The organism is Neobacillus paridis (assembly GCF_016765675.1).
Lineage (GTDB): Bacteria > Bacillota > Bacilli > Bacillales > Cytobacillaceae > Neobacillus > Neobacillus paridis.
In genome coordinates this window covers 91,253-116,052 of record NZ_JAESWB010000362.1, presented here as the reverse complement: position 1 = coordinate 116,052, position 24,800 = coordinate 91,253, and the positions used below count along the sequence as shown (strand labels likewise).

Genomic DNA, 24,800 nt, shown 5'->3' with positions numbered 1-24,800 from the left:
GATGAAGGACTTTCGAACATTACAAATTTTAGATTTATGTAAAGGTCTTTTCGAGCGGCTTGGCGTTGATTATCCCGTTATGCGAAAAATTCTCGCGGTCAAATTAACGATGGATGGGCGCCGAACACCGACCATTTTTAATCAGCAGCAGGCGAAGAAAAAGAATAAGCCGGAAGAAAACGGTTTTCTCAAATCATTGGGGATGTATGTCTTATTGAGCCTATTTATCATTCCGATTATGCTGTTCTTTGACAATTATCTTTATCAAATGAGTATTTTCTTCGGCATCGTCATGTTTTTGGTGATGACCTCGATGATTTCCGATTTTTCCAATGTGCTGCTCGATCTTAAAGATAAGACGATCCTGCAGACAAAGCCGGTTGATAAAAAAACGATCAGTGCCGCCAAAACGGTCCATATTTCGATCTATTTATTTTTCCTGACCGCGGCCATCGCCGGTGCTCCCATCATTGCCGGGACGATCAAACATGGATTGTTGTATTTACTTTTGACACTGGTGGGGCTGGTTTTCGTCGACTTATTCATTGTTGTGTTAACGGCGATTATCTATTTTCTCATCTTACGGTACTTTGACGGGGAAAAGCTAAAAGATATCATCAATTATGTGCAAATTGGCCTGTCAATCACCATTGCCATCGGCTATCAGATTTTGGCACGGGCGTTTGAGTTTGTTGATCTAAGTATTACCTTTACCCCCAGCTGGTGGCATTACCTCATTCCGCCTATATGGTTTGGAGCGCCGTTTGAGCTGTTTTTGAACCACGATTCAAGCGGCTACCTGGTAGGCTTTTCCTTATTGGCCTTGGTTATGCCGATTCTCATGATGATGATTTACAGCCGGATGTTACCTTCCTTTGAGCGAAATCTGCAAAAGCTGGCAAGTCAAAGCGGGGAAGGGAAACGCAAAGATAACCGTTGGAAAAATTGGCTGGCCGGGATCGTCTGCCGCAGTCATGAGGAAAGGGTGTTTTTCCGCTTTGCCGATCATATGATGCGGAATGAAAGGGAGTTTCGCTTAAAGGTTTACCCAGCCTTAGGTCTGTCACTTGTTTTTCCATTCGTGTTTATCTTTAACGAAATTCGCATGAATTCCTATGCTTCTTTAGTTGCGAGTAAATGGTATTTGGCGATTTATATGGCGTGCCTGATGATCCCGAGTGCGGTGGCGATGCTGAAATACTCGGGAAAATATAAAGGAGCCTGGATCTACCAAACGGCACCGCTGACTAGTCTAGCACCTTTATTCAGTGCGGTGTTAAAAGTGTTTATCGTCAATCTGTTTTTACCGGTGTATCTTGTCCTGAGCGTGATCTTTATCGCCATCTTTGGGTGGAGAGTGGTCCCGGACCTTTTGGTAGTGTTTGTTTCTTCGATCCTCTTTACGGTTATTTTTTCCGTATTCTTAAAAGACAGCCTGCCGTTTTCCGAATCGTTTGCGGATGCCCAACAAAGCGGCGGTATTAAGATTCTTCTTGCCACTCTGGGAATTGCGATGTTTGTCGGGATTCATTTTGCCGCAACCTTAGTTCCATTTGGGGTATGGGGATATCTCATACTTTTGCTCTTGATCACCTATTTTGCCTGGAAACTGGCGTATAAAACGATGTGGAATGTTAAAACCTGACATTGGAATATTTTTGTAAAATAGCAAGGTAGTTAGACAAAAAAGGCCCGAACGCTTCGGGCCTTAAATTAATCTGTTTGAACATTCAATGATAACGCCTACTGTGCTGCATGTTTGGCCAACTTCGGACTCCGATGCGAGGCTGCATATAAGATCAATCCGCTCACAATTAATAATGTACTGGTGCTGATGAAGACGGCGGAAAAGCCGTAGAAGCCGGAGATGAAGCCGCCGAGCATCGGACCGACGATATTTCCAAAAAATCGTAGGCTAGTATTATAGCCGAGAACCTCTCCCTGCATCTCAATCGGGGCTTCCTGACGGATATAAGCAATCCTAGTCGGGACAACGCCGCCGATTAGGACACCAAGCACAAACCGAATGACGACAAGCTGCCAAAAATGATTGACGGCTGCTCCCGGCATGTAGACTACACCGGCTGCGATGAGAAGAATCACCAGAATTTTAGTATAGCCATACTTGTCGGCGATTCCTCCCCATTTTCTCGCCATGAATAAGTTCCCCAGCCCTGCCGCGGAAAAGGCAATCCCGGAATAAAAAGCAACATTGGCTTTTCCATGCAAATCGCTGACAAACAAGGACAAAATTGGCTGCACGCTGTAATGAGCAATTTGCTCCAGCGCAGACAGCAACAGTACCGTTAAGAAAACGGGATTTTTGACAATGTGTTGTAACACTTCTTTGCTGGAATAGAGTGCTTTGCTTCCTTCATTTACATCCATGCGGTATTCCCTCGTAAAGAAAACCAGCAGGACAGAGATGTAAATCGCAATCGATGTCCATCTAAATGTCATCGCAAACCCTAACGAATCAGCCATTAAGCCTCCGAGCATCGGACCAAGTAAAGAGCCAGTGATGCTTCCTGTTTGCAGCGTCCCCAAGACACGACCGGCAATTTTTCTTGGCGTTTGCGTGGAAATGAAGGCCTGCGACATTGAAATAAACCCTGAGAAAAAGCCCATAAAAAACCTGAGAATAAATAGTTGCATAACGGAATCGACAAAGCCCATGAGAAAAATGGAAGTCCCCAGTCCTAATCCGGAGTAAATCAGGATTTTTTTCCGGCCGTAACGGTCACCAATTCTTCCCCAAATCGGTGAAAAGAGAAAAGCCGAGACAAAGGTAATACTGAAAGTAATTCCCGCCCAATGCTGGACATATTTTTCCGAAAAGTTACCAAACGACTCTATATATAATGAGATAAAAGGCAGAATCATCGTCATGCTGCCGCCGACAAAGAAGTTGGCAAACCACATGATCAACAGATTCCGTCTAGCACTCTTCTGTTGATTCAAGGAATAACACTTCTTTCATTAAAATACTTCGTATCACTAAATATTATCATAACGAAACTTTTTTGCAAATAGGCAGGAATTACTAGCGTCGGCTTTTGGATCATGATTTATCAAAAGAAACTGTTTCCAAATAGGGAATTTTTACATCTGGAAACAGTTTCTTGTTGAAAATATCGTTATTCGTTTTCCGTGGAGTTTCTTTCAAATCGCATAATCTATCTTAATTGATTGATTCATAAATTTTTAAGGCAATCTGCATATTAAGCATGTCATCATTATTAGTGGTGTCAATCGATAAAATATCTTCAATTCGCTTCATTCGGGCGCGAAGTGTATTTTTATGAATGTAAAGTTCATCACTTGTTTTTTTGTTGGAAAGATTGTTTTTAAACAATACTTTCAATGTGTCCAAAAGCTGTGTATTATTTTTGGTATCGTAATCGATAATAGGGTAAATAAAAGAATGTAATAATTCTTCGAAATAAATATTATCAATATCCCCCTTTTTATCGGTAAGGAGCCGTAAAAAGCCTAATTCCGTATAAAATTGATAATTTTTCGGAGAATGAATCTTTGTTAAGGTATTGAGCGCCTGTTTTGCTTCTTTCATTCCAACATATGATTTTTCGAACCTTTGTAATTGGCTAATACCTGCGTAAATGTCGTTACAGGAAAAATAATATTGAAAAAGGCTAAGTAGTTTTTCTATCGCTTTTTCCGGATTGTCGATTGATTCCCCCAGAAAAATAATTAATTTCTCATCTTTAATAAAGACAATAATTTTGGAGTAGTTTTCATAATTCATTTTCAGAAACTCTGTAATATCTTGTTCCTGTTCTACCAGCCGAATTGTTTTGTTGTTTTGGCTTGGCAATTGAAAAATACTGATGTAGTAATTATTTTCAATTAGATGGCCAATGGTAAGTTCAAATTTAATTTTTTGTGTACTGGTTAAATGTGTAAGATTTAAGATTTCATCAAGTATTAAATCATGATAATAAAGATTTGCTTGATAGATATCGCTATAGATCATATATTTCAATACGAGTATTTGGGCAAAACTTTGAATTTTTAAGATTAGACTTTTTTCTAATAAAGTAGTGTTCTCATCGATTTTGATTAAAATATTGGATATTGTTTTATTTTTATGCTGTATAGGATAAACGACCAGTTGGTATTCATTTGCATCCCTCTTTTTTTTGGGCGTATAGACATATCCCATGATCGGATGATCCTGAAAATCAAAACCGATAACAGTACTGGAATTTTTATTGATGGAAAACTGCCTTAATGCATTTGTCCAGTCAAAGTCAGATGATGCGTCAACAATTTCATTATGTTCGTCAATAATGGCAATCGAATGATGAATCGCTGGTGCAATGCTTGTACACATGTTCTCAAATGAGTGGTTCATGAGAACAGAGTTAATTAAGGCACTCTGAAAATGGTCAGACTCCAAAAGTAATTGTTGTTGCAGTTTAATGATTGCTTGCGTTATCGGTGTCATTAGCTCGCTCCAGCTAAAAACATCCGAAACAACAATGATTGGAAAGTTTAGCTCATTAGCTAATTTAATAAAATCCTCGGAAATATGTTTTGTGAATTTTTCCTTGGTAATGATGCCAGAACAATTTTTTTCATTTAGCCTTATCATAAATTCTGCATCAACGGTATTTTCAAAAAAAGTTCCTACGATTAATAATTCATTTGGTTTGATCCATTCATCGATAGTTGGTATATCCATAATGGTGATGCTAGTTACTTTTTTTGTTAAAGCATTTTTACCTGAAAGCAAATAGGCATTACTAAATTCTTTTAAAACCATTAAATCTTCGATTGTTAGATTCATCATGAAAACCACTCATTTTTACATAATATTTCTTTTTAATTTTGAAATACCCACGTGAGATATTTCACAAATTTCGTTAGAGTATTTATTTTTTTAAATTTGAATCCAAACTCTTTATGTGGTGTTTCAATTAAATTTTAGAATATCTAATCAGAAAATCAATGGTTAATCTTCCTGGCACTTATAGAATAATAGATTTACTTTGTTAGGCTACCGTAGAGTTTTCACCGTGTTTGTTCACTGCATAGGATTTGAACATTTTCAACGAAGTATAAAGTACAACTACTAAGATGATCCATTTTAAAGCGGCTAGTGGAATCGACTTCACGATAAGGCAAGCGATTAAGGCGCCGATGACACCGAAAATCGTAATGGCTAGCGAGGCTTTTCTATCATAAGTGCCTTCTCTGATAAACTTGAGACTGGCAGTTGGCTGAAGGAATGCACAGGCCGCCATCATAATGGGAAATGCTGCCGCAGGGCTCATCCCCATTGCATAAACAAGCGCCATACATGGGGCAAAAAAGCCGATCCCAATATTCATCAAAGCCCCTAAAACAAACACGACAGCACCAGCAATGATAAGGTTCACTCCTGATAAGCCAATAGCTTCCCCGCCAGCAGGCATTAATTTTAGTTGACCAAGAAGAATGAGTGCCGCGACAACGGCTAATGCGGTCCCCATTGCCAGTTGAATGAACTTTTCTGGCAGTTTAGAAATAATCCCTGCGCCAATAAATCCTCCTAAAGATGCCATTATGGTTGTAACGATTAATGTTGTCGGGTCGACTTTAATGGCTGTGACAAAAATGAATGCCTCCACTGCACCGCCAATCGTAGTCGAAACCATCAATGTCCCCGGGAGTGTTTTATCCTTTGTTAATTTAAAGTTTTTGACCATAGGTGTAATGGTGTTAAAACTGCCAATCCCTAATGAATCCAAGAATAAAGCGATAAAACCGACAATGCCCATTTTCCAAAAGCTAGTTTCCTTTTCCAACAGGTTTGCCGCCCTCGCCTGGGAAATATCCCTTAAAAAAATAACAGTGAAAAAGACAATCAAAATAAATATCAATCCTAATACTATTTTTGTTAGCACGGCTCTTCCCTCCTTCTCATTGGTTTTAAAAATTTTCCGTCGGACTCACATTCGTTGTTCCTGTCCTCCTGTTTTTGGGAGCAGGCCAATCGGAAGTACAAAAAAATCAAAATTATATGTTCCGTTATGCTTTCAGATCTCGGCTTTTTGTAAATCTATTTTGTATCTTTTTATACTACTAATATACCTCTATTAAAACGCTTTCTCTGCAAGTTTGCTATGTGAGAAGATACAATAATTCACTATGTGTTTTGTACCTTTGCCTAATTTAAACAGGTATTCAGTCCGCCTTATAATGCGATTGTAAACACCACAGCAACAGATTTGAGAGGGGACAGAAAAATGAAATCAGTATTTCAAGGCCGCAGTTTATTGTCAACGAAGGATTACAGTAAGGAGGAGTTAATGTATCTCATTGAATTTGCCGAGCATTTAAAAGAAATGAAAAAGAAAGGGGTCCCACACCGGTATCTGGAAGGGAAAAATATTTGCCTATTGTTTGAAAAAACATCCACACGTACACGTGCTGCCTTTACGGTAGCTGCTATTGATTTAGGCGCTCATCCAGAATTCTTGGGGAAAAGTGACATCCAATTAGGAAAAAAAGAAACTGTAAGGGACACGGCCATTGTCCTAGGATCCATGTTTGATGGCATCGAATTCCGTGGTTTCAAACAATCAGTTGTAGAAGAACTGGTTGAACATTCAGGAGTGCCAGTTTGGAATGGCTTAACAGATAAGGAACATCCAACTCAAATGCTTGCTGATTTTATGACAATGAAAGAAGAGTTCGGAAAACTGGAAGGACTTAAACTTGTTTATAGCGGTACTGGTCGAAATAACGTCGCTAATAGTTTATTAATTACCGGCGCGATCCTAGGTGTCAATGTCACAATTGCCACACCTAAAGAGTTATTCCCAGAAGTTGAAATCATTGATGCTGCAAAACATTTCGCCGAAAAGAGTGGCGCAGTCATTGAAATCACCTCTGATGTAAAAGCTGCTGTAAGAGGGGCAGATGCTATTTACACCAATGTTTGGGCAGCTATGGGCGAAGAGGGCCAATTTGAAGCGAGGATTAAACTCTTAACACCATATCAAGTAAATAAAGAATTATTAGAACATGTTGGAAATGACGATTATATCTTACTCCACTGTCTGCCTGCATTCCATAATACAGATACGACGATTGGACGGGAAATTTTTGGGAAATATGGTGTTGCAGAAATGGAGATGACGGATGAAGTTTTTTACTCAAAAAATGGTCGTCAATTCCAACAAGCTGAGAATCGGATGCATACCATTAAAGCCATAATGGCTGCCACATTAGGTAATCTTTATATTCCGCGTGTCTAAAAAGTAAAAGAAAAACAGTTCCATTTAAATTGGAAAGGGGCTTGAGAAAGATGGGAAAAGAAGGTGTTGTAGAAAAGAAAAAGAAAAAAGCCTTCAAATCGCCGAATGTGTATGTCACACTGTTTCTCATCATTGTTTTTATCGCAATTTTGACATGGATTATTCCTGGTGGACAATACGAAGTAAATAAAGCTGGACAAGCTGTAGCAGGTACCTATAAACAGGTTGATTCAAACCCACAGGGTCTATGGCAAATCCTCATGTCACCGATCATTGGCATGATCGGGGGCGAAGGTATTACCGGTGCGATTGGAATCTCGCTATTTGTCATGCTATTTGGCAGCTTACTAGAGATGATGGATCGCTCGGGAGCCATAAAAATTGCCTTGAAAAATATTACTTTAAAAAATAAACATAATATGCATAAGTTAATTGCTATTTTAGTCATTATTATGGGCATTTTGGGAACAGTAGAAGGGGCATACGAAGAAGGCTTTGTCTACATGTTAATGATCATGCCGGTCATTCTTGGTATTGGCTTGGACCCGGTAGTTTCAGTCGCTATTGTCGTTTTGGGTACTCAAGTTGGATGTTTGGCATCAACGATTAACCCATTCTCAGTCGGTGTAGCTTCAGAAATTGCAGGAATTAGCCCTGGTGAAGGATTATTCATGAGGGTGATCATGCTTATTGTATTTTTAGCAGTTACCATTATCTTTATTTGCAAATACGCAGATAAAGTTCAGAAAAACCCGCAGTTATCACCACAATTTTTTCGAAGAGCAGAAGATTTAAAAGAGTTTCCTTTGGCTGAAGAGGAAAATGTCGCCATGACGAAGGAGCAAAAGAGAGTTCTAACACTTTTTATCGGATTATTTGTCATCATGATTATTGCCTTAATCCCTTGGGATTCGCTTAACTCCCATTGGACCTTTTTTATCAGTCTTAATAACTGGTTGATTGGAATACCAGTAATCGGGAAAATCCTTGGTACTGATATGGTTCCATTTGGTCAATGGTATTTTAACGAGCTTTCCATGTTAATATTGGTTATCACTTATTTTTGTGGTGTTGCCATGCATATGAAATCCGGAGAAATAATCGATGTTATTCTAAAAGGAGCAGGAAATTTAGTAGGTACAGCTCTCATTATCCCATTAGCCCGTGGGATCCAAGTTGTGATGAATAACGGTTTAATTACTCCAACGATTTTGCACTTGGGAGAAACATCGTTAGGCAGCTTGTCTCCTGAAATTTTTGCAGTCGTAAGCCTGTTATTCTATCTTCCTTTAGCAGCACTGATACCGAGTTCAACCGGATTGGCTGCAGCAACTATGTCGATTATGGCTTCTTTGTCCCGGTTTGCCAATTTGCCTGAGGACCTGGTGATCACTGCTTATGCTGCTGCTCTTGGAATAGCCAAGATGATTGCTCCTACATCCATCGTTGTGATGACAGGATGCCAGCTATCTCATGTCAGCTATACGACCTGGGTTAAATATTCCTGGAAGTTTGTTGTTGGGGTCATCGCTTTAAGTGCTGTGTTCCTATATGTAGGCGCTTTACTAGTCTGATAGATAGAAATTAAACCCGCTAAGTATCGATTGAAGGTCTCATTAAAAACTCGCCAAATATAACAAGTTGTGGTTCGCTCGAGACCTCCATCTTATACTATTAAATTTGTAATAAAAGGAAGGGATTTCAAAATGTCAGAACAATTTTATGTGAAAAATGCTACAAATAAATTAGAAAAGGTCCTTGTTTGCTCACCTAAGTATTATAAGTTTAATGCCATCAATGAGATTACAAAAAGCTGGATGGAAAAAGGAGACGCCGAGAAAAATGACGTCATGGTTCATGAATGGGAGTATTTACTACAGGCTTACAGAGATAGTGGCGTTGAAGTTATCGAAATGGAACCAGATCCACAACTAGAAGTGATGACTTTTGCAAGAGACTTCGGAGGAATGGTAAAAGAAGGCGCGATTATCGGACATTTCCGTCATCCCGCACGTCAAAGGGAAACAGAAGTATATGAAGCAAAATTAAAAGAACTTGGGATTCCTGTTATTGCCCGTGTAAATGCTGGCTGCTTTGAAGGTGGAGACATTTGGATGTTGGATGAGCATACCATCGCTTTTGGACTTGTCGATCGTACGGATGAAGCCGGTGTAGCAAACTTACGAGATCAATTGTCAAAATACGGTTACACCGTAGTGGGAGTTCCCGTTCCTCCAGCAAATCTGCATTTGGATATGGTATTTAATATTGTAACAGAGGATGTTTGTTTAGCAGCGACAAGGGAACTTCCATATAATTTCCTACAAATGGTGAAACGTCGTGGCTTTACCATTATTGATGTACCTTCAGAAGAAGTTTTCCGACATGGCTGTAATGTCCAAGCTCTAGGAAACAATAAGGTCATTGCCATTGAAAATAATCGAACGATAAATAATCAGATGAAAGAGGCAGGAGTGGAGGTTATCGAGGTTCCATTTGTTCAAGTTTTACATGGTGGCGGTGGCCCTCACTGTTTAACATTCCCACTAAAACGGGCGTAGAAAGGTCAAGGTGAGGAAAATGAAAATCCTTATAAGTGACTATCCCGAATCGATGATGCCCACTCACGATTTGGAAAAAGAAGTACTAAAAAAGGGATTAGGGAATGAAATTGAAATCGAAGTATATCCATATCATGACGCCAAAAGAGACGAATTTTATGACCGATTAAAAGATGCAGCTGCATTATTGACGGCATTTATCAAAATAGATAAAGAGGCATTCGAACATGCCCCTAATTTGAAAATCATCTCATTAAACTCAACGGGATATGATGTGGTAGATTTACAAGAGGCAACCAACAGAGGAATAGGGGTCAGTCCTGTAGGAGAATATTGCACTCAGGATGTTGCTGAAGGAACGTTAGCCTTCATGTTTGCCCTTAACAAAGGCTTAAAACATTATATTAAAGATATTGATGAACTTGCCCGTTGGGATTTTGCTAGTTTCGACCCAACTCCTAGAATGGAAAAACAAACGGTTGGTATTTTCGGGTTTGGAAAAATAGGGCGCTGTGTTGCAAAGAAAGTAAAATCTTTATGCCAGAGAGTTATTGCCTATGACCCTTATGTTGATAAGTCATTAGCTCACGAATTAGATGTTGAACTTGTATCAGCTGAAGAAATATATAAAGAAGCTGACATTATTTGTAATCACATGAATTTAAATAACACAAATGTCCACTTTTTTGGTAATAGAGCGTTTGAATTGATGGAAAAACAGCCAATTTTTATTAATATGGGGCGTGGCTTAAGTGTAGACGAAGATGCCCTCGTGGAAGCATTAAACACGGGAAAAATTCGCAGCGCCGGTCTTGATATTCTGACAAATGAAACACCTGATTTGAAGAATCATCCACTGGCACATCGCGAAAATGTGATTATTACACCACATGCTTCGTTCTATTCAACAACATCATTGGAGTCTCTTCAAGAGCTTTCATGTAAAAATATTGTTTACTATTTAAAGGGAGAAAAGGCCAAAGTATTTAAACTGGTGAATTAAATGGTAAACTGTGTGTTTAAAAAGATGTTGTGTAAATTGCAAAAATGGTTCATTGTCAATTAAAAAGTATGTCGGTTAAGGACAGATGTATGTAAACGGAGTTCACAAAAGGATGCGGTACTTTATAAAAATGAATCTTTTGGGGTGTCCAAAGCCTTAATATTGGGCCCTTTTTTTTAACCGCTTTTAAGCAGAATTACTTTTATTTTTAAAATAAATGATGGTTTGGGAAGGGGAGAATAACAATGCCGCGACAAAAACTAGTAATTGCTTTAGGAGGAAATGCGCTTGGCAATAGTCCTCAGGAACAATTGAAATTAGTAAAAGAAACAGCTAAAACGATTGCCAGCTTTGCAAAAGAAGATTTCGATATTATTATCGGTCATGGAAACGGTCCACAAGTAGGAATGATCAATCTTGCTTTTGATGTTGCAAGTCTTAGCGATAACACGATCCCTCCTATGCCTTTTCCCGAATGTGGAGCGATGAGTCAGGCCTATATTGGTTATCATCTTCAACAAGCTATTCAGAATGAATTGGCTGCCCAGCACATTAACCGCACTGTATGTACATTGGTGACTCAAGTAGTGGTTGATGAGGGAGATCAAGCATTCAAAAAGCCTTCTAAGCCAGTAGGAATATTTTATAGTAGAGAGCAAGCAGAAAAACTGGCACAAGAAAAAGGTTTTAAATTTGTTGAAGATGCAGGACGCGGGTATCGGCGCGTAGTTCCAAGCCCATTGCCGAGAAAAATTGTCGAAATGGACTTAATAAAAGAGCTAGCTTCAAAAGGTGAGATTGTTATTACAGTTGGTGGTGGGGGAATTCCGGTAGTAGAGGACGAAAATGGTTATCATGGAGTTGCAGCTGTAATCGATAAGGATCGTTCAACTGCTAAGGTGGCGATAGATGTCCATGCTGATTTGTTTTTAATTTTAACTGCAGTAGACCAAGTGTACATTAATTTCAACAGCCCTAATCAAAAAGGGTTGAGTTTTATAAGTTTAAAAGAAGCAAAGGATTATATTATGGAAGGGCAGTTTGCTAAAGGCAGCATGCTTCCTAAAATAGAGGCATGTTTATCCTATTTAGAGGCGTGTCCAAGTGGCCAGGCAATGATTACTTCCCTGGAACATGCACCAGCTGCTTTAGCAGGTAAAACTGGCACTGTGTTAACGGTTTGAGATCGATTGAATTATGATTTATCAAAAGAAACTGTTTCCAAGCCGAAAATTTATCCGGTTGGAAGCAGTTTCTTTTTGTAAATATCACCATTCGTTTTCCGTGGAGTTTTATTACTAACCTGATAGATAGTATAATTAAAAACATTTTCCAATATTTCGTCGTTTAGGATGTTAAACCGTCCACTTAAAAAATAACAAAACAGAAAAAGTGGATAACATAATAAAAAAAGCCTTTATGAACCAAAAAAGCCTTTAAAAGCGAAGGCAACGTTTTGTGGCCTTTCAGCTAGACGGCGCATGAAATAGTCGAACCAGTCGTTGCCGAAGGGTACGTAGACTCGAACTTTGTAACCCTCTTTGACAAGGGTCAGCTGTAGATCATTTCGAAATCCATATAGCATTTGGTTTTACTAGAAAAGGCGCTTTTTTTGTGCGCTTTTTTGAAAAAATACAAATAATAGGGCATCCAAAAGTCAAAATCAATGACTTTTTGGACAGCCCATCGTTATTATTCAAACAATTTAACCCGATACGCATCCAGCACAGATTTAGGCACAAAGAATCGGGCGGTTACCAGTGGATCGACAATTTGCGAAATTTGTGTTTGCCCGACTGCGCTCATTAACATGGTAATATGGTTCAAGCTTAAGTCCGTATGCGGCTGAAGCAAATCAATCATTTCTTCCACTGAAGTTTTCGCAGCTTCATCCAGTGTCTCGGCGGATACAATCACCGCAATCCCTTCCTCATTTACGAGCAGCGGATGCCGCAGCGAGCTCCCTTTAATGACATTCAAAGTGACGGTGACGCTCCCGGGGATTTCAATACCGGACACGCCCACTTCGCCGTCCCCCATAGCGGCATGCAAATCGCCCAAGGCGAACAAGGCTCCCTCGGCAAACACTGGGAAGTAGAGAGTAGCCCCCTCAGTAATGAGCTTCGTATCCATGTTGCCGCCGTGAGCCCCAGGTGTCCCGCAAGAAACCGGATCGCCGGCCGGAGCAACGCCGATAACGCCAATCATGGGATTAAGCGGAATCGCCAGCTTGTCATTAAAAACTGCCTTTCCATCCACAATTGGAATCATCTTTGCCTCGAATTTTTCTAACCGATGGCCCATGACGCCAAGTCCTGGCCCTACGGTCATGACACCCTCGCTAGCTAGGTCAATTTTTTCAATTTTAACAGATAAGACATCACCCGGCAGAGCATCTTTTACAAAAATCGGACCGGTAGCCGGATTAATCTGCTCCCAATCAATGGAGTTAATCTCCGTATCATTGGAGCGGATTTGGTTTTGAAAGCAATCGTATGTTTCAATCGTAATGGTAGAACCAGGCTCGACCGTTTTCACCGGAGTATTACTCTTGCTAAAGGCATAAATCGCTTCGCCACAGGCTAATGTTTCAACCATACTTATGCACCTCATTTAAAATTGTACTCTATTAAATAGTAACTTAAAATTATGAAAATTACTTATCTAACCTTTAAATAATTTTAAAAGCTATTAACCCCTGTTTATATAATTTAACTATTACAAACTTTTAAACCGTATTTATCATGATCGTTAGCAGTGGAGGTTTATCAAGATAGATAATCATGCCCACTTACATATTGACTATAAACAAATATCAGGTATGATATAAGAAAATTCAGAAAACAAGGAATGGTACGGGTGCTATCATATGAAAGTTTTTTTCTCATCATTCTTATCAGTATTATAGGTCCGGTTATTGGGCTTGTGGCACTCATTTTCTACAATATGCTGGAAAAGCGTGTATATCTATTGCAGGTTCAAAATAAACAAATATTATTAGAAAAGGAGTTGGAGACGAGTCGGTATTTACAGCTTAATCAGCAGATTCAACCCCATTTTTTATTCAATGCCTTGAATTCTATTTATGGCCTTATTCGGCTACAAAAATATGAAACTTTGACCAAGTCATTTGAATATCTAGTGTTATTTATTAGAACGAAATATATGAATAAAGAGCTTCTCTGTCCATTGGAGAAGGAAGTAACACATACAAAGTACTATCTTGAAATCCAGAAACTTAGGTTTGGCGACCGCTTGAAAATTATTTGGCAGCTAGATCAGGACCTTAATCAGGCCTTAATAATTCCTTACTTGCTACAATCATTAGCAGAAAATGCCTTTAAGCATGGGATAGAAATGATTGAGAGAGAAGCTATATTAGAGATCACGATCAAAAAAATTCAAAAGAGAAAGATTCAGATAAGTGTAAAGGACAACGGTCCGGGATTTCAGCTTGACCCATTTATTGACGACCAAGCGGGAGTTGGAATGAAAAATATTAAGAAGCGGCTTCAGCTGATATTCGGTGAAAATGCATCCATTACAGTGAAGTTAGGCAAGGGTGGCTCCGTTTCTATTGTGTTACCATTAATCTATAAAATGGAGGAGATGTCAAGTGAATCTATTGCTCTTAGATGATGAACCCATTGAACTGGAACAGCTGGAATTTCTAATTCATCTTCATTTTCCTTCATGGGATATTGAAAAATGCCTCAATGGTTCTGAAGCGGTAGCGCTTGTGCAAAGGCTAAAGAATAAAGGTAAGCCCTTGCAATTAGCACTTGTTGATATCAAACTCCCAGGAAAAAATGGCCTGGATGTTGCCGCGCAAATGAAAACAATCATGCCGGACATGGACATTGTTGTTGTTTCGGCGTTGCAGGAGTTTGAATATGCGAAAAGATCGCTCACGTTAAAGGCAGTTGACTTTATCGTAAAACCTATCATTGAAAGTGAACTTATCAAAGTGTTAAAAGACTATATTGAGAATCATCCTGAATATATGATTGGTTCGGAAATGATCCAAAACGTACTTGCAATTGTAAAGGAACGATATCATCAACCACTAAAATTGGCAAATATTGCCGATGAGTTACATATAAATTCAAATTATCTGTCACGCTTATTTAGTGAAGAGGTAGGTGTTCCATTTTCTGATTACCTGCTCCATTATCGTGTTGAAATGGCGAAATATTTATTATTAAAACAAAAGTCTTGGAGCATACAGCGAATTGCTGAGGAATGTGGGTTTAACAGTCAGCACTATTTTAGCACCACCTTTAAGAGGCTAACTCAGACCACTCCAATGAAATTTAAGCAGTCCGCTTTGCCTGTAGACTAAGGAGATAGCTATGATCGAGAAAAAACCGTTAAGTATTACATTTTTACTTGGCAGTTGGGGGTCAGCAAGTATGATTTTCTTAATAGGAGAGGCGGTCTTCCAATCAGGAGCATTGACAGGATTAATGATTACTACCGCACTATTATTAGCTTTCCTACTGAACATTCCCTTGCTTTATTCCAATAGCGTTTCTACTTGTACAACTATCTTAAAAAAAGCGATTACCTACATTTCATATATGGGAGCTATGCTCCTTCATTTATTGATTGGCTCTTTCATTCTACAAGTCTTAGTTCAACTAAATGTATATATGACATTATTACTTCACTTGTTATTGATACTCATCGTGATTCAGCTTTGTAATAATTGGGCTTTTTTAAAACAAGGTGCGCTCTTTGGTAATGTATCCCTGCTGTTTGGATTGGCCATTTTTCTCCCAATTTATATTTACCTGCAGGAAGGCCTTGAAACCGTTTATCATAATCTTTTACATTATCATCCCTATGTACTGCATCTAAATCAACAAAACTATCTCAGCTATTTCTTTATTTGTCTGGTGATTTTTAGCGGAAAATTATATTGGCAGCTGCCCACACTCAAAAGATTTGCTGGGCCTCAGATGGGCAAAGGTATTCGCAAATTGTTAGTGGCCATCGGCATTTTTACAACACTGATCCTGTCATTTTCGACCATGACCATTGTTGCCGCTACACAAAATTTTGATCTTGAAAATCCTAATGCAGTTCTTCTCTATTTAATTGAAAAGAAGTCCTCGTCTCCTATTTTTCATCTTGTCTGTATGAGCTTATATGGATTATCGCTATTGTCGGCGATTACAATTCATTTCAAAAAGGGGAAGGAGGATGACCAAATTCGGAATTGGATTCCAGGGATGTTGTTAATCGTATCCAGCTTTATTTCCATTGTTTTATTATATAAAAATATAAGTCTCCTTTATGTGTATGTTACTTTCGGATTAATCATTGGTATCACTGCTATAATCAGTTTTATCATGACTGGAATACAAGTAATAATATTTAAAAAAGTCTGAACAATTGTTTAAAAAATTGTTGAGGCTTTTTTTTATAATAAAAGTATTAGGACTTTCGTATGAAGGGGGAATGAAGATGAAGATTAACAAATTGCTCATGGGTACATTGATTGCAGCAATAATGATACTTGGTGCTTGTTCATCGAAAACGTCTGATCAGGAGAAAAGTGGAAATAGCCAAATTGTGATTGGACTGGAAGCTGAACCAACTTCCTTAGATGCCCATCAAATATCAGATTATAACTCTAGTCGTGCTGCCATGGAAATTTATGATCAGCTTGTCCAGTTTAAGGATGAAAGCACAGAAATTGAGCCAGACTTAGCTGAGAAATGGGATGTGTCAGACAATGGACTTGTCTATACGTTTTATTTAAAAAAGGGTGTCAAATTTCATGATGGCACAGATTTCAATGCTGATGCTGTGAAATTTAGCATTGATCGACAAATCGACCCTAAACATCCTTATCATAATACAGGACAATTTGCTTATGCAGACTTTACCTTTGGAATGGTTAAAAAGGTTGAAGTTGTTGACGATTACACGGTGAAAATTACCTTGAAAGAGAGGTTTGCGCCATTTTTAGGTAATTTGGCTATGCATGCAGCTAGTATCGTCAGTCCGGCAGCCGTAAAAAAATATGGTGCCGATTTTACCAAACATCCTGTGGGAACAGGACCTTATAAATTTTCAAGTTGGAACCCAGGAGTAGAAATTGTATTAAAGAAAAACAAAGATTATTTTAATGGGAAAGCAAAGGTTAACACCTTAATTTTTAAGCCAATCACTGATCCACAAACTCGCTTGGCTGAACTTGAATCAGGTAACATTGATATGATTGTCAATATTCCTCCAGATGACCTTAGCCGCCTTCGTGCTGATGATAACTTCCAAGTCATTGAGCAGGCTGGTATGCATCTTTGGTGGACAGCCTTTAATACACAAAAGAAGCCATTTAATGATATAAGGGTACGTCAAGCAGTTAACTATGCTATTAATAAAGAATCAATTGTAAAGGATATTTTAAAAGGAACTGGTGAGGTGGCCAATACCGTTCTTCCATCCACTGTTTGGGGTCATAACGCAGAGCTGAAAAACTATGAGTATAATCCGGAAAAGGCGAAACAGCTGTTATCAGAGGCAGGCTACAAGGATGGACTGAAAGTGACGTATTGGGTTCCAGAGTCTGGTTCTGGTATGCAACAGCCACAGGCGATGGCTGCTGCTATCCAATCTGACCTGGCAAAAGTGGGTATTGAAGTGAAAATCCAAACCATCGAATGGGGTGCCTATCTCGATAAAGTATTTGTCCCAGTCGCTGAAAATGAGATGGATATGCACCAAATGTCCTGGATTGGTGATAACGGAGACCCGGATAATTTCCTTTATATTCTCTTTAGCAGTCAGCAATGGCCAACGGCTGGATTTAATGATGCCTATTATAAAAATAAAGAAGTCGATCAATTATTAAATGATGCCCGAGTGACCGAGGATAAAGGCGAGCGAACAAAAATGTATGAAAAAGCTCAGGAAATTATTATGAAAGACGCACCATGGGTAGTGATAGACTCCGAAAAACAAATTGTTGTGGCAGGTAAGAAGATTAAAAACTTTAAACTTCACCCAACCGGAGTGTTCCGTTTTGCAAATGTAGAAGTTCAATAAATTTGGTAAATAAAGAGGAGATAAACTCCTCTTTATCAATTTAAATGAAAAGAGGTGTAGGTAGTGGCTTCTTATATATTGCGAAGAATTTGGGGATTAATACCCGTACTTATCGGAGTAACGATTCTGGTATTTATGATTATGCATTTGTCGCCTGGTGACCCAGCCAAAATTATGCTTGGCCCAAAGGCAACAACTGAATCAATTGCAAAACTGAATGCCGAACTCGGTTTGGATCAGCCTCTATATGTTCAGTACTTTACGTGGATTAGCAATGTCTTAACAGGTGATTGGGGGCGCTCTCTGCAATTAAAGATGGAGGTCCTGCCGTTAGTTGCAGACCGTTTCGGAGCAACTTTACTCCTGACCCTTTGTAGTATTCTAATTGCCACAGCAATTGGGATTGGTTCGGGAATTATCTCCGCATATAGAAAATTTTCCTGGACGGACCGTAGCTTAATGCTGTTTGTGCTCGTGGGTTTTTGCCTTCCGGTATTCTGGCTAGGAATTATTTTGCAAATTGTGTTTGGGTTAAAGCTTCAGTTATTTCCAATCTCGGGAATGTATTCACCGGGTCAAACGGGTTTGATGGATCTATTCCTACATCTAGTCCTTCCATCGCTTGCTCTATCAGCAGGGGCAGGGGCCGTGATTGCCCGAATGACTAGATCTAGTATGCTAGAAGTCTTCGAACAGGATTATATTCGTACGGCTCGTTCAAAAGGGATCAATGAAAGGCGGGTCATCTATATTCATGCATTAAAAAATGCTTTCATTCCTGTATTAACGGTACTGGGAATGCAGATTGGCTTCCTATTGGCAGGGGCTGTTTTGGTGGAAATGGTTTTTGCCTGGCCTGGCATCGGGACGTTAATGGTGAATGGGATTCTGGCGAGGGATTTCCCGCTTGTTCAAGGAGTTATTCTGTTCGTGGCAACAACGTACGTCATCGTAAATTTAATTGTTGATATCCTTTATGCCATTCTCGACCCACGAATTTCTTACCAATAGGCGGTGATAAAATGAAACCACAATTACAGAATGAACAAGAAAAGGTGCTAAATCCAACTGTTGTAATGGAGGGAAAAAGGGGAAAGAGAGCGGACGGTCCTTGGAAAATTGCCTGTAAAAAAATTATTAGAGATAAAGCCTCGATGGTTGGCTTTGTGCTGCTGTTTTTATTTCTCTGCTTATTTTTGCTAGCTCCAGTGTTACCTCTGCAAAATCCAGTTGAGGTAAATTTGGCAAAACGGCTGCAGCCAATTGGGACACCGGGAAATATGTTAGGTACGGATCACCTTGGCCGTGATATGTTAAGCAGGCTTATTTGGGGAGGAAGGGTTTCTGTTGTCATTGGCTTTATTGCTGTCGGAATTGCGCTTGTTTTCGGGACAATTTTAGGTTTAGTTGCCGGTTACTTTCAGCGTTTTTTTGATACAGTAATCATGCGTTTTATGGATATATTAATGGCATTTCCATATGTGTTATTAGCGATTGCAATTATTGCTGCTCTTGGCCCCGGATTATTAAATACGATGATTGCGGTCAGTATCGTTGGGATTCCCTACTATGCCAGAATCGTCCGCAGCAGCACACTGATGTATCGCAATATGGAATTTGTCCTTGCACAGCGGGCACTAGGGGCCGGTCATTGGCATATTATTGTTCGACATATTTTTCCAAATTGTTTACCGCCATTGATTGTGGCTGCCAGCTTGGATGTTGGCTGGATGATTCTAGCTGCATCTGGGATGAGCTTTCTCGGACTGGGGGCTCAGCCTCCATTAGCTGAATGGGGAGTAATGTTAAGTGAAGGACAGAAATATATTCGTGTGGCACCACACGAAAGCCTTCTTCCGGGCTTAGCTATTTTCTTGGTGGTACTTTCCTTGAATTTAGTAGGGGATGGATTAAGAGATGCGCTTGATCCGAAATCAAAATAAGAAGGGATGATAGTGATGAATCAGAAGAGAATTCCAAAGGATTTTGTTAATACGTTTTCCATTGTAGGCTTTGACCCGCAAACAGGTGAGCTTGGGGTTGCCGTTGCTTCTAAATTCTTAGCAGCTGGGGCACTTGTTCCTTGGGCAAAAGCCGGAGTAGGGGCAATCGCAACACAGTCCTGGGTCAATGTCGGTTATGGAAAAAATGGGCTCGAATTAATGGCAGAAGGAAAAAGCCCACAAGAGGTTATTGATTTCCTAACAGCAGATGACGGGATGAAGGAATCAAGACAGGTAGGGATGGTTGACGTAAAAGGAAGAAGTGCTACCTTTACCGGATCCGATTGTTTTGAGTGGGCCGGCGGTATTGCCGGTGAGAATTTTGCCTGTCAAGGTAATATCTTGACTGGGGAAAATGTGGTCAAAGCAATGGCCGAAACATTCCAACATACTTCAGGCGATTTAGCAGAACGATTGGTGAAGGCACTACAAGCCGGAGAGGAAGCCGGCGGGGATAGCCGTGGTAAACAATCAGCAGGCCTTTTAGTCGTAAAGGAAAATGGCGGATATGGAGGTTACGATGATCGATACATTGACCTCCGCGTTGATGACCACACTAGTCCTTGCCTAGAATTAGAGCGCCTCCTCAATCTTCATGCGCTGTATTTCAAGAAATCAAATCCTGAAGATATTTTAAAAGTCGAAGGAGATTTAAAGGAGGAACTGCTTCAGCACTTAATTTCATTACAATACCTTAACGATGAGCAAGTGTCAGAAACTGTGTTTTTTGAGGCGCTGAATTCATTCCATTTAATTGAGAACTTTGATGAACGCATTCAAGAGCAAGGCTGGATTGACCGAAAAGTAGTAGAGTTCATGGAGAGACTAGTAAGCCGAGAGGACTGAGGCCGATGTCAGCACTATTACAAGTAGAAGATTTGGAGATTTTATTCAAAAAGAAAAAAGAATATGTTTCAACAGTCAGCGGGGTTACATTTCATGTGAATCCTGGAGAAACATTGGGAATTGTCGGTGAGTCAGGCTGCGGTAAAAGTGTTACTTCCCTTTCGATCATGGGACTTTTACCAGACAATTATAGTCGAATTAGCGAGCAGAGCACGATTCAATATAATGGCAGATCCTTGGTCGGTATTTCCGAGAGAGAGTTCCGCAATATTAGAGGCAAGGAAATTGCTATGATTTTCCAAGATCCGATGTCATCCTTAAATCCAGTACTGACAATTGGCTACCAGATGGTTGAAATGATACGGGCCCATGAACCGCAGCTATCAAAGAAAGCGGCCGAGGAAATCATTATTTCTATGCTAAAAAAGGTTGGAATACCACGCGCTGAGAAAATTATTGATGAATATCCCCATCAGCTTTCAGGTGGGATGAGGCAAAGGATCATGATTGCAATGGCGTTATCGTGTAATCCCAAGCTGTTAATCGCCGATGAGCCGACTACCGCGTTAGATGTTACCATTCAGGCCCAAATTCTTGAACTGATTAAGTCTCTACAACAGGAATTCAATACTGCGGTCATGTTGATTACCCATGACTTAGCGGTTGTTGCCGAGGTGTGTGACCGTGTGATGGTGATGTATGCTGGAACCGTTGTTGAGGAAGGCCAAGCTGCTGATATTTTTAATGAAGCAAAGCATCCATATACAATCGGACTACTGAATTCAATCCCAAGTCTTGAAGAAAATATTAGTAGACTTGACGCAATCCCAGGGTCGGTCCCGTCCCCTGAGGAGTTTCCAAGCGGCTGCCGTTTTGCCCCGCGTTGTCCTCATGCAACAGAAAAGTGCTATAACCAGCCCCCTGACCATTATCAAATCTCAGATCATCACTTTGCAAGATGCTGGCTCTATAGTAAGGAAGGTGTGAATTGATAATGGCGAAATTACTTCAGGTTACTAATTTAAAGAAATATTTCCCGGTTAAAAAGGGCTTGTTTCGACAAACGGTTAGTGAAGTGAAGGCCGTTGATGATGTTTCGTTTACTCTGTATGAAGGGGAGACATTGGGACTTGTCGGGGAAAGCGGCTGCGGAAAGTCTACACTAGGTCGTACCGTACTGCAACTAATTAAGCCAACTTCAGGTGAAGTGGTGTATAGAGGGAGTAACCTGACCGACATGAATTTTCGCGAATTACGACCGTTTCGAAAGGAAATTCAGATGATTTTTCAGGACCCTTATGCATCACTGAATGGCAGGCAAACCGTTAAACAAATCTTACAGGAGCCATTTCAAATCCACCAGCTTTACTCGAGAAAGGAACGAGAAGAACGAGTACAGGAGATTCTTGAAAAAGTCGGGCTAAATAAGGAGATGAGCAACCGCTACCCGCACGAATTCAGCGGCGGTCAACGACAAAGAGTAGGAATAGCGCGAGCTTTAATGCTTGAACCAAGCTTAATTATTGCTGACGAGCCGGTATCAGCATTAGATGTCTCGGTTCAGGCTCAGGTCATCAACTTAATGCAGGACTTGCAGGAGCAATATAAGCTAACTTATTTGTTTATTGCCCATGATTTGAGTGTTGTGAAGCATTTTAGTACTAGGGTAGGGGTTATGTATCTTGGACGAATGGTAGAACTAGCGGAGAAGAGCAGTCTTTATAAGCGACCGCTTCATCCTTATACAAAGGCATTACTATCGGCTGTCCCTGTACCTAAGGTAGGGAGCAAAAGGGAGCGGATTATCCTTGAAGGAGATGTTCCAAGCCCTGAAAACCCACCGACAGGTTGTACCTTTCATACGAGATGTAGCTATTGCATGAACGTTTGTAAACAAGAACGCCCTAACTTTAAAGAGGTGGAAAACGGTAGATTTGTAGCGTGTCATCTATATTAGTTAGTATAAGAGTTGGAAACCTTACTATCTTTATTATTTTGAAAAAAACGATCTCCAATCAAAGACAGCTGTGATGGGAGATCGTTTTTTTGACTTGTAGAATTAACGTTGTATTCATTAGGCTCTGCATCCGTTTATAAGGTCTTTAATGCCGTCTATATAGGCGGAAAGTTACGACAGATCTTATTTTTTCAAAGGCGATATGTCTGTTAATCAGTAATGAATTTGTATCGTAAAACCGCCGCGAGGCCTGCACCATGCTTGAACTCGCCAATTTTAATTAACGTTTTTAGTTCTTCCATTGTCAGTTTATGTAATGCGATTTGCTCGCTGCTTTCCAGTTTTTGTTCAGTAGGAATTAAGCCTGCAGCGGCAAATAAGAAAATTTCTTCAGAAGTGGATCCAGGTGACGGGTAGAAGCTGCCTAATTCAAGCCAATGTTCGGCCTGATAGCCCGTTTCTTCCTCAAGTTCCCTTTTTGCTGTGTCCAGCGGAGTCGGGTCCGCCTTGTCAATCGCGCCGGCCGGCAATTCCCACTGCCAGCTTTTTAAGGCGTGACGGTATTGTTTCAGACAAATGATTTCCGCGTCCTCGGTAATCGGGAGAATACAAACTCCTTTGGCAAAATCTAAATAGGCAAAGGTTTTTTCCTCTCCATTGGGGACTACCACCTGGTCGATCGTTACCGTATAGCGGTTTATTTTTTCCTTATGTGAAGAACGAATCGTCCATTCCATTTATTATTCACCTCAATAAATAGTTTATTGCAATATTAAATTTATCATTTTTAAAAAGAAAACACGAGTTAGGGAGCCATTAAGTTGTAGGCTTACGCTGGAAAAGTGTAGATATCGTCCCAATTAGTGTAGATGTCCAATAAAAAAGTGTAGATATTGCAGATATACCTGTCTTTAAGACCTAGGAAAGCGCTGTAGCGAGTTCTCATCAGCCATCTATGAGAATATAAGCCAAAGAAAAAGCAGCTGCAGGTTCTCATAAACCAGCCCAAAGGCACGCTACCGTTTTTTCACCCAAACGACACAAATTTGCCATTGACGAAGGTGATGGAAGCGTTTATATTAAGAGTGTAACTATAATACGTTATATAACGTTATATAGATAACAGAAGGAGTGACTGAAATGAACGTAGTTAATGTCATCAACGAAATTAATTCTCAGACCGAACAGGGGATTACCGAGGTATACCTGGTTGCCTGTGGCGGATCTTTAGTAGATATGTATCCGGCAAAATACTTCCTTGAAAGCGAAGCGAAAAAGGTTGTGACCGGTTTATATACCGCAAACGAATTTGTTCATGCGACCCCAAAACGTTTGAATCAAGATTCTCTTGTGATTGTCTGCTCTCATGGCGGCAACACGGCAGAATCAGTCAATGCAGCGAAAGTGGCAAAGGAACACAGTGCCCATACGATTGGCCTGACCCATAACAAAGACGCTGCCTTGAATGAACATTCCGATTATGTATTTTTGTATGAGTGGGGCGAGGACAGCGATGTCAAAAATAATCCAATGGCGATCATCCTTCAATTAGTGGTTGAGGTTCTTAACGCAACGGAAGGATATTCCGATTACGAGGCATTCCAAAGCGGCATCGAAAAAATCAATGGCATTATTAAAAAAGGGGAGCAGCAGGTTGCCGACCGGACAAAAGAATTTGCTGAAAAATACAAAGATGAAGAGCTGTTTTATGTTTTATCCAGTGGCGCTTCCTATGGACATGCCTACGGTTTTGCGATTTGTTCCCTGATGGAAATGCAATGGCTTAATGCGGCTTCGATTCATTCGGGCGAATATTTCCATGGACCGTTTGAAGTCACCGATAAAGAAACGCCGTTTATTTTGCTGATGAATGAAGGACGGACGCGGGCATTGGATGAGCGGGCGAAAACATTCCTCCTTGAATACGGTGAAAAAGTCGAAATTGTCGATGCCAAAGAGTTGGGCATTAACACGATTGCTGATGAAGTGGTGGAATTTTTCAATCCAATTTTATTTTATAGCATTATGTGTGTGTATCGTGCGGCATTGGCTGAAGTGCGCAATCATCCATTAGAAACTCGCCGCTATATGGGGAAAGTATCATACTAA

At 40.0% G+C, this 24,800-nt stretch carries 21 protein-coding genes and 1 pseudogene; 16 read left to right on the top strand and 6 right to left on the bottom strand.

The genetic code is table 11. The features are described 5' to 3' along the window. Position 1: 1 nt before the first annotated feature. Positions 2-1,645, top strand: coding sequence for a hypothetical protein (locus JK635_RS21370; protein ID WP_202655951.1), 1,644 nt, complete (start codon positions 2-4; stop codon positions 1,643-1,645). Between the two features lie 98 nt (positions 1,646-1,743). Here the strand turns inward: JK635_RS21370 and JK635_RS21365 are convergent, their stop codons facing one another. From JK635_RS21365 to JK635_RS21355, 3 genes are all read right to left on the bottom strand, one after another. Continuing rightward, on the bottom strand, positions 1,744-2,961 hold the full coding sequence (locus JK635_RS21365) for an MFS transporter (RefSeq protein ID WP_202655950.1): 1,218 nt from the start codon (positions 2,959-2,961) through the stop codon (positions 1,744-1,746). Between the two features lie 220 nt (positions 2,962-3,181). Then, positions 3,182-4,813: a PucR family transcriptional regulator gene (locus JK635_RS21360; RefSeq protein ID WP_202655949.1), complete on the bottom strand. Its 1,632-nt coding sequence runs from the start codon at positions 4,811-4,813 to the stop codon at positions 3,182-3,184. Between the two features lie 202 nt (positions 4,814-5,015). After that, a complete protein-coding gene (locus JK635_RS21355) occupies positions 5,016-5,909 on the bottom strand; it encodes a sulfite exporter TauE/SafE family protein (RefSeq protein WP_202655948.1) in 894 nt (297 codons plus the stop codon). Positions 5,910-6,251: 342 nt separating this feature from the next. On the opposite strand from JK635_RS21355, the gene argF reads away from it, so the two are divergent. The 5 genes from argF to arcC all read left to right on the top strand — a co-directional run bounded on the left by argF (position 6,252) and on the right by arcC (position 12,013). Beyond that, positions 6,252-7,265 carry an ornithine carbamoyltransferase gene (gene argF, locus JK635_RS21350; RefSeq protein ID WP_202655947.1) on the top strand — a complete coding sequence of 338 codons (1,014 nt, stop codon included), beginning with the start codon at positions 6,252-6,254 and terminating at the stop codon, positions 7,263-7,265. A 50-nt stretch (positions 7,266-7,315) separates the two neighbouring features. Next, positions 7,316-8,839 (top strand): YfcC family protein, encoded by a 1,524-nt coding sequence (locus JK635_RS21345; RefSeq protein WP_202655946.1) that lies wholly within the window; start codon positions 7,316-7,318, stop codon positions 8,837-8,839. A gap of 132 nt (positions 8,840-8,971) precedes the next feature. Next, entirely contained in the window at positions 8,972-9,826 is an 855-nt protein-coding gene (locus JK635_RS21340) for a dimethylarginine dimethylaminohydrolase family protein (protein ID WP_202655945.1), read from the top strand. A gap of 70 nt (positions 9,827-9,896) precedes the next feature. Next, a complete protein-coding gene (locus tag JK635_RS21335) occupies positions 9,897-10,829 on the top strand; it encodes an NAD(P)-dependent oxidoreductase (protein ID WP_202655944.1) in 933 nt (310 codons plus the stop codon). A 245-nt stretch (positions 10,830-11,074) separates the two neighbouring features. Continuing rightward, on the top strand, positions 11,075-12,013 hold the full coding sequence (arcC, locus tag JK635_RS21330) for a carbamate kinase (RefSeq protein WP_202655943.1): 939 nt from the start codon (positions 11,075-11,077) through the stop codon (positions 12,011-12,013). Between the two features lie 233 nt (positions 12,014-12,246). On the opposite strand, the pseudogene JK635_RS24495 reads toward arcC, so the two are convergent. Both JK635_RS24495 and JK635_RS21325 read right to left on the bottom strand, forming a co-directional pair. Continuing rightward, positions 12,247-12,417: pseudogene (locus tag JK635_RS24495) on the bottom strand (proline dehydrogenase family protein); the annotation flags it as partial. 104 nt (positions 12,418-12,521) lie between these two features. Further along, positions 12,522-13,427 (bottom strand): acetamidase/formamidase family protein, encoded by a 906-nt coding sequence (locus tag JK635_RS21325; RefSeq protein WP_202655942.1) that lies wholly within the window; start codon positions 13,425-13,427, stop codon positions 12,522-12,524. A 261-nt stretch (positions 13,428-13,688) separates the two neighbouring features. Between JK635_RS21325 and JK635_RS21320 the strand changes: the two genes are divergently transcribed. The 9 genes from JK635_RS21320 (at position 13,689) to JK635_RS21280 (ending at position 22,691) form a co-directional block, all read left to right on the top strand. Further along, positions 13,689-14,468: a sensor histidine kinase gene (locus JK635_RS21320; protein WP_202655941.1), complete on the top strand. Its 780-nt coding sequence runs from the start codon at positions 13,689-13,691 to the stop codon at positions 14,466-14,468. Then, positions 14,446-15,171: a response regulator transcription factor gene (locus JK635_RS21315; protein ID WP_202655940.1), complete on the top strand. Its 726-nt coding sequence runs from the start codon at positions 14,446-14,448 to the stop codon at positions 15,169-15,171. Before JK635_RS21320 ends, JK635_RS21315 begins: the two co-directional genes overlap by 23 nt. Positions 15,172-15,181: 10 nt before the next feature. Next, entirely contained in the window at positions 15,182-16,222 is a 1,041-nt protein-coding gene (locus JK635_RS21310; RefSeq protein WP_202655939.1) for a hypothetical protein, read from the top strand. A gap of 4 nt (positions 16,223-16,226) precedes the next feature. After that, entirely contained in the window at positions 16,227-17,885 is a 1,659-nt protein-coding gene (locus JK635_RS21305; protein WP_235888286.1) for an ABC transporter substrate-binding protein, read from the top strand. A gap of 63 nt (positions 17,886-17,948) precedes the next feature. Beyond that, a complete protein-coding gene (locus JK635_RS21300) occupies positions 17,949-18,896 on the top strand; it encodes an ABC transporter permease (protein WP_202655938.1) in 948 nt (315 codons plus the stop codon). Between the two features lie 11 nt (positions 18,897-18,907). Continuing rightward, a complete protein-coding gene (locus tag JK635_RS21295; RefSeq protein ID WP_235888285.1) occupies positions 18,908-19,828 on the top strand; it encodes an ABC transporter permease in 921 nt (306 codons plus the stop codon). 15 nt (positions 19,829-19,843) lie between these two features. After that, the gene (locus JK635_RS21290; RefSeq protein WP_202655937.1) at positions 19,844-20,734 is read left to right on the top strand and encodes a DUF1028 domain-containing protein; all 891 of its coding nucleotides are present in this window, start codon (positions 19,844-19,846) and stop codon (positions 20,732-20,734) included. Between the two features lie 5 nt (positions 20,735-20,739). Then, positions 20,740-21,726, top strand: coding sequence for an ABC transporter ATP-binding protein (locus tag JK635_RS21285; RefSeq protein ID WP_202655936.1), 987 nt, complete (start codon positions 20,740-20,742; stop codon positions 21,724-21,726). A 2-nt stretch (positions 21,727-21,728) separates the two neighbouring features. Then, the gene (locus JK635_RS21280) at positions 21,729-22,691 is read left to right on the top strand and encodes an ABC transporter ATP-binding protein (protein ID WP_202655935.1); all 963 of its coding nucleotides are present in this window, start codon (positions 21,729-21,731) and stop codon (positions 22,689-22,691) included. A gap of 209 nt (positions 22,692-22,900) precedes the next feature. On the opposite strand, the gene JK635_RS21275 is transcribed toward JK635_RS21280, so the two are convergent. Further along, the gene (locus JK635_RS21275; RefSeq protein ID WP_202655934.1) at positions 22,901-23,428 is read right to left on the bottom strand and encodes an NUDIX hydrolase; all 528 of its coding nucleotides are present in this window, start codon (positions 23,426-23,428) and stop codon (positions 22,901-22,903) included. Between the two features lie 403 nt (positions 23,429-23,831). Here JK635_RS21275 and JK635_RS21270 point away from each other — a divergent pair, with 403 nt between their 5' ends. Continuing rightward, positions 23,832-24,800, top strand: coding sequence for an SIS domain-containing protein (locus JK635_RS21270; protein WP_202655933.1), 969 nt, complete (start codon positions 23,832-23,834; stop codon positions 24,798-24,800).

Bases quoted from the DNA above. Each gene is read 5' to 3' on its own strand.
- JK635_RS21340 (WP_202655945.1), top strand. From the start codon at position 8,972: ATGTCAGAACAATTTTATGTGAAAAATGCTACAAATAAATTAGAAAAG.
- arcC (WP_202655943.1), top strand. From the start codon at position 11,075: ATGCCGCGACAAAAACTAGTAATTGCTTTAGGAGGAAATGCGCTTGGC.
- JK635_RS21310 (WP_202655939.1), top strand. From the start codon at position 15,182: ATGATCGAGAAAAAACCGTTAAGTATTACATTTTTACTTGGCAGTTGG.
- JK635_RS21290 (WP_202655937.1), top strand. From the start codon at position 19,844: ATGAATCAGAAGAGAATTCCAAAGGATTTTGTTAATACGTTTTCCATT.
- JK635_RS21370 (WP_202655951.1), top strand. From the start codon at position 2: ATGAAGGACTTTCGAACATTACAAATTTTAGATTTATGTAAAGGTCTT.
- JK635_RS21325 (WP_202655942.1), bottom strand. From the start codon at position 13,427: ATGGTTGAAACATTAGCCTGTGGCGAAGCGATTTATGCCTTTAGCAAG.
- JK635_RS21275 (WP_202655934.1), bottom strand. From the start codon at position 23,428: ATGGAATGGACGATTCGTTCTTCACATAAGGAAAAAATAAACCGCTAT.
- JK635_RS21345 (WP_202655946.1), top strand. From the start codon at position 7,316: ATGGGAAAAGAAGGTGTTGTAGAAAAGAAAAAGAAAAAAGCCTTCAAA.
- JK635_RS21285 (WP_202655936.1), top strand. From the start codon at position 20,740: ATGTCAGCACTATTACAAGTAGAAGATTTGGAGATTTTATTCAAAAAG.
- JK635_RS21360 (WP_202655949.1), bottom strand. From the start codon at position 4,813: ATGATGAATCTAACAATCGAAGATTTAATGGTTTTAAAAGAATTTAGT.
- JK635_RS21280 (WP_202655935.1), top strand. From the start codon at position 21,729: ATGGCGAAATTACTTCAGGTTACTAATTTAAAGAAATATTTCCCGGTT.
- JK635_RS21270 (WP_202655933.1), top strand. From the start codon at position 23,832: ATGAACGTAGTTAATGTCATCAACGAAATTAATTCTCAGACCGAACAG.
- JK635_RS21295 (WP_235888285.1), top strand. From the start codon at position 18,908: ATGAAACCACAATTACAGAATGAACAAGAAAAGGTGCTAAATCCAACT.
- argF (WP_202655947.1), top strand. From the start codon at position 6,252: ATGAAATCAGTATTTCAAGGCCGCAGTTTATTGTCAACGAAGGATTAC.